This is a genomic window from Streptomyces sp. NRRL B-24572 (assembly GCF_002156145.1).
In the GTDB taxonomy this organism is placed as follows: domain Bacteria; phylum Actinomycetota; class Actinomycetes; order Streptomycetales; family Streptomycetaceae; genus Streptomyces; species Streptomyces vietnamensis.
In genome coordinates this window covers 1-5,354 of record NZ_MWIG01000677.1, presented here as the reverse complement: position 1 = coordinate 5,354, position 5,354 = coordinate 1, and the positions used below count along the sequence as shown (strand labels likewise).

Here is a 5,354-nt window from a genome sequence, read left to right as displayed (position 1 = left end):
TCCTGCCCGGTGCCCGGCCGCCGGCCGGGCACCGGGCAGGAGGAAGTGTGAACGACCTCGGGTCGGTCGGAGCGTCTCGCTGCCGCCCTGCCCCGGCGCTGCGGCCGCACCCTGCGGCCGGCCTACGGCGCCGGGCGTGCCGCCCTGCGATCGAGGTGGGTCTGGACGAGTTTGGCCAGGGCCGGGCCCTGCTCGTAGCCGAGCGGTGCCAGTTCGGGTGGCAGGACGTAGCCCTCGGGCATGCGCGCGTACACCTGTTCCATCAACTGCCGGTAGGCGTCGGTGAGCAGACCCGGCCAGTCGCCGGTGAGCGGTGGCCGCGTCCGCGACTCGGCCGCGAGCGCCGCATGGTGTGCCGTCGCCTCCTCGATCGCCGCGGCGGAGCTCCGGTCGGCGATCGGTGCCCGGTCCGGGCGCCAGGGTGCCAGCCAGGTGCTGGGGCGGCCGTGCAGGATCTCGGCGGCGAGTTCCCGGGCGATCAGTGGCGAGGCGTGCAGGCCGTCGCGGTGCGTACCGGAGGCCACCCACAGGCCGGGGAGGCCCGCGGAGCCCAGGAGCGGGTGGCCGTCCAGGCCGACGGGCCGGTTGCCGTGGTGGACACGGTCGACGCGGGCGGTCGCCAGTCCGTGGTGGAGCTGGCCGACGGCGGCGTCCAGCAGGAAGCGAAGCGCGCCGGCCGTCGGGGCGGCGCCGGGTTCCTGGGAGGGGGCGGCGGACGCGCCGAGATACCAGCCGCCGTCGGCCTGCGGGACGGCGTGCAGCCCGCAGGCGTAGGCGCGGTTGGGCGTACGCAGCACTACCGGTGGGGCGGGCTCGGGCGGACGCACGGTGACGGCCGTACCCTCCGCCGCGACCACCGGCAGGACGGGCAGCTCCGGATCGATCCCGGCCAGCAGCCCGCTCGTCCACGCCCCGGCTGCGACGACGGCCCGAGGCGCCCGGAACCGGCCCCCGCGGGTGGTCAGCTCGTACGCCGCCCCGGCCGCCCGCAGCCGGCCGGATCCCGCGCGCCGCACGTTCGGCAGGGCCGCCAAGGCCGAATCCAGCGCGTCCAGCCAGCGCCTCGCGTCCAGGAACCCTTCCTCCGGGAGGAAGACGGCACGGAGCGCCCGGTCGTTGTCCAGGGGCCGATGTGCCGGAACCTCGGCGGGGTCGATGTCCTCGAGGGGGAGCCGGAAGCGCGAGGCCGTGCGGCGCATCGCCCCCAGCGCCTGCTCGTCCAGCCTCCCCGATGCCGCGTTGAGCAGGACGTACGTACCCGTGCCGTATCCGTCCCGGACCGGCGTGGCCGTGCTCGCGTGCACCTCTGCCCGCCAGGCCGGCCAGAGTGCGGCGGCTTCGACGGCCATGGCCGTGCGGAGTTCGCCGTGGCGGGTGTCGAGGCTGCCGGCGGTGACCTCGCCAAGGACTCCGAGCATCGCCCCGGCCGCCTGCGAGGCCCCCGGGCCGCGCCGGCCCGACAGCACCACGCGTACGTCCGGCTCGGCGCGCGCCAGTGCGTAGGCGACCGAACGGCCCAGTATCCCCGCCCCCACTACCAGCACGTCTGTCACGGCACCCCCTCCAGGCTGGTACGAGCCTTCCCGTCACGGCAGCGCCCATACACGGCAGCGGTGGGGAACAGCAGGAGGGCAGAGGGCGGCGGAGGGAACGCGGCGGGCCGGCCGACCACCTCGGTGGCTCCCGCGGCCGGCGGCACCGGGGGAGGGCGGCTCCGGCAACGCCCAGGACGGGACCGGGCCGTTCGGCGGACGACACGCAGGACTGGAAGTTCACCATCGCCAACTCCGCCCCCACCACACCGTGCAGACCCGGGCCCCGCACGCTACCTGCGCCGGCGCAACGCCGACGCCCGCCACCGCGACGTCCCAGCCGCTGAACGGCGTGAACGCGCTCGCATCCGCAGCGGGAAAGGCATCCGCCGGGTGGTCGGCCCCTGTCAGCGGCGGCCCGAGCCGACGGGAAGGCGAGTCACCGAGATCGTTTGACGGCGTTCGCCCGATAGCGTTCCAGTACGCCGATGGACAGTGCCGATGCGGCCATCAGCCCGAACACGATCGAGCTCGAACCACCGCCGTGCTCTCGCTCCCAGATGCGGAATCCGAACAGCAGGACAACGGCTCCGAACAGTACGGCCTGCATCCACCTGATGGTCACGGCCCACTGACCATGGCCATCGACGTCGCTGTCTTTTCTGCGCACCGGGGCTCCTCTGTTCCTTCAGTGCGCCGACTCTACCGAAGCAGGGCCATCAACACCCTCCCCTTGGCGAGGAGGTCGAAGAGTCCCTCGTCCAGGCCGGAGGAGGCCTCGACGCGCGGTCCGTTCAGCCGGAACACGTGGTCGGTGCCGGCGCAGGGGCGGCCGAGGACTCGGTGGCCGATGTCCTGGACGCTGCCGGTCGTGGCGTTCGGCGGTCTTCCGCCCTCCGCGCTGCTGGTCGGCACCGGGTGACCCGGGCGTTCGTCCCGAGCGTGGGTGCCGCTCGGCCTGGGGGCCATTGGACCCCGGTGGGCCTCAGCGCGATCGGCACCGTGACTCGGCGGACTCGGCGTATCGCAGGCCGGCCGGGTACGGCAGCTCCGTCGCCAGGCGGGTCGCGGCCGCGAAGCCGTCCGTCGACTCCTGCCTGTGCCCCAATGCCGCGAGGGCGGCCGCGTGGACGATCCGGGCCTCGGTCTCCACGAGGTGCTCGCCGGCCCGGGCCGCTCGCTCGGCCTCGGTCAGGGCGAGTTCGGCCGCCTGCCGGGCGTGGCCCGCCGCGAGGTGCGCCCAGGCGAGGAGATGGGCCGCGCCGGCCGCACGTACCTGCTCCAGCAGAGTCAGCGCCTGCTCGGGATCGCCCTGCCGGATGTGCCGCTCGGCCTGTGCGGCGAGCACTTCGCGCCGGGCCTGGTGGTCACCGTGCTCCACCGCCGCGCACAGCGCCCGGTCGAGCAGGCCGTCAGGGTCGCCGTCCCCCGCGTGCATCGCGACCCGTGCCGCCGCGTGCAGGGCGTACGGCGTCGACCAGTACGGCTCGGCCACGGACTCTCGCACGGCCGCCGCCGCATGGGCCGATGCCTCCTCGTGCTCGTCAAGGAGCAGATGGAGCTCGGCCAGGTTGGCCCGCTCGAAGGCGATGCCCGCCGGGTCGCCGGCGTGTTCGGCGAGGGTGAGGGCCCGGCCGCCGATCTTCAGTGCCTCGCGCAGCCGCCCCTTACGGCGGGCCTGCTCGCGTTGCACCGAAAGGACCGAACCCAGCAGCCGGGGCTCGCCGAACGCCTCGGCGTGCGAAAGGGCCGCGTCGGCGACCGGACCCGCGTCGGCGAAGCGGCCGTCCAGGGCCAGCGAGGCGGCCTGCAGGGAGAGGGCTCGGGCCAGCAGCCCGCGCCGTTCCGGGCCCGTCACCTGCAGGGCCGCCGCCTCGGCGCGGCGCGCGGCCGTCACCGCCTGGGCGTAGCGGCCGACGACGAGACAGATCAGGGCGCGGGCCGCAAGCGCGACCGTGGCCGCCCGGGGCGGGGTGGCGGGACCGGGTGGGTGTGCGTCGAGCAGGGCCAGTCCTTCGGCGGCGGCTCCCGACCGGGCGAGCACCTCGGCCAGCCGACCGGCGGCCAGGACGAGGCCGTCCGTGTCGCCGCGCCTGCGCAGGTCGTCCACCGCCTCGCGGAGCAGCCCGGCGGCGTCCTCGTAGCGCCCCATCCGCTGCAGTACGGCGCTGTGGTCGATGCGGGCCAGGGCTGCCTCGCCGGCCAGCGAATCGAGGAGCCCGGTCAGTTCGGCGTAGTAGTGATCGGCGGTGTCGTTGGCGAACAGGGCGGCGGCGCGTTCCGCGGCCTGGCGCAGATAACCGGTGGCGCGCGGGTCGCCGGCGCGCGTGAGGTGCGCCGCGAGGGTGTCCACCGCCTCGGGGCTGCGGCGCCGTACCGCGTCGGCGTACGCGGAGTGCAGCAGCCTGCGCCGGGCGGCGGACAGCTGCTCGTAGCAGGTGAGCTGGACCAGCGGGTGGCGGAAGGCCAGGCCCGGGATCGTACGGCCGCCGGTGACCACTTCCCGGTCGGCGAGCACCGAGGCGGCGACCGCGGCGTCGGCGCCTTCGGCGGCCACCGCGCCGGAGACGGGAGGGTGCATTCCCGCGGCGACGTCGAGGACCTCGGAGAGTGCGGCGGTGCCGCCGGCGACGGCGACCACCTCCACCACGCGTCGGGCGGCGGGAGCGAGTCGGGCCAGCCGTCCCGCGACCAACTGGCGCACCCCCTGAGGGGCGTGGACACGGTCGGGCACGTCGGTGCGCTCGCCGAGCTCCCGGGCGAGCTCCAGGGCGAACAGCGGATTGCCGAGGGACAGCTCCCAGACCTGCTCGGGGACCGACGCCCCCTGCGGCAGACCCATGGCGTGCGCGGCGAGCGCCAGACACTCGGTGCGGTCGAGGCGTTCCAGCGGCAGCCGCCGGGCGAGGCCCGCCCGCTCCAGTGCGTCCAGGGCGGCTTGCCGGGGGTCGGTCTCGGCGAGCTCGCCGGTCCGGCAGGTGACGGCGAACTGCCAGCGGATGCGGCCGGCGGCCGCCCGCCGGGCCAGATGGCTGAGCAGTTGGAACGATCCCGTGTCAGCCGCGTGCAGATCGTCGAGCACGACGAGGACGGGCGTGGTGGCCGCGAGGTCCCGCAGCAGGGCGGCCGTGGCGCCGAACAGCCGGTCCCCCTCCTCCTCGGGGCTGCGCGCGGTGTCGATGCCCGTGCGGCCGAGCGACGGCAGCAGGGCCGTCAGCTCCGGGTACTCCGCGCCGACTCCGGCCCGTTCGGCCGCCGGCCGGTCGGCGAGCCAGCCGTCGAGGGCCTCCACGAACGCCCCGTACGGAGTGCGCCCCTCCGCCTCGTGGCCCGCTCCCCACAACACCAGTGCGCCGTCCGCGGCGGCCCGGCGGGCCGCCTCGCCCACCAGGAGGTGTACCGGCGCCGCGCCGGGCGTGCGCAGTTCGGCGAGGGCGGCGTCGCGGCCGTGCAGCGGCGCCGGTACGGGGACCCGCAGCGGGACGGGCAGCGCGACGCCCTGGGAGGTCGCCGTCACGCCACTGCTCGGCCCGCCCAGGGCGAGGAGGTGGAGGCGCTCGGTCTCCGGTCCGGGCCGGATGCCCAGTTCCGTGTCGAGGACCTCCCGGCAGCGGTGGAACTGCCGGACCGCGAGCCGCGGTGTGCCCTGCCGCAGATAGGCGTCGATCAGAAGCTGATGGACACGCTCGTCCGTCGGGCTGTCGTCGAGGATCGCCCGCGCCACGGCCGCGGCCTCCGCAGGGCTCTCGTCGAGCAGCCCGGCCGCCCGGGCCAGCCGCAGCCGGTCGCGGAGCTCACCCAGCCGCTCCCGCCGGGAGCGGG

General features: G+C 75.8%; 4 protein-coding genes and 1 pseudogene. 1 reads left to right on the top strand and 4 read right to left on the bottom strand.

Annotated elements, in window-relative coordinates; translation table 11 throughout:
• Nucleotides 1-122: 122 nt before the first annotated feature.
• On the bottom strand, nucleotides 123-1,553 hold the full coding sequence (locus CCN56_RS33305; protein WP_086831576.1) for an FAD-binding oxidoreductase: 1,431 nt from the start codon (nucleotides 1,551-1,553) through the stop codon (nucleotides 123-125).
• A gap of 238 nt (nucleotides 1,554-1,791) precedes the next feature.
• On the opposite strand from CCN56_RS33305, the pseudogene CCN56_RS46010 reads away from it, so the two are divergent.
• A pseudogene (locus CCN56_RS46010) lies at nucleotides 1,792-2,005 on the top strand (hypothetical protein); the annotation flags it as partial.
• On the opposite strand, the gene CCN56_RS42740 reads toward CCN56_RS46010, so the two are convergent.
• From CCN56_RS42740 to CCN56_RS45655, 3 genes are all read right to left on the bottom strand, one after another.
• On the bottom strand, nucleotides 1,972-2,202 hold the full coding sequence (locus CCN56_RS42740) for a hypothetical protein (RefSeq protein ID WP_143664703.1): 231 nt from the start codon (nucleotides 2,200-2,202) through the stop codon (nucleotides 1,972-1,974). The pseudogene CCN56_RS46010 and the gene CCN56_RS42740 overlap by 34 nt on opposite strands.
• 32 nt (nucleotides 2,203-2,234) lie before the next feature.
• Nucleotides 2,235-2,447, bottom strand: coding sequence for a hypothetical protein (locus tag CCN56_RS33295; protein ID WP_086831575.1), 213 nt, complete (start codon nucleotides 2,445-2,447; stop codon nucleotides 2,235-2,237).
• 70 nt (nucleotides 2,448-2,517) lie between these two features.
• A partial coding sequence (locus CCN56_RS45655) for an AAA family ATPase (protein ID WP_086831574.1) occupies nucleotides 2,518-5,354 on the bottom strand: 2,837 nt, incomplete at its 5' end.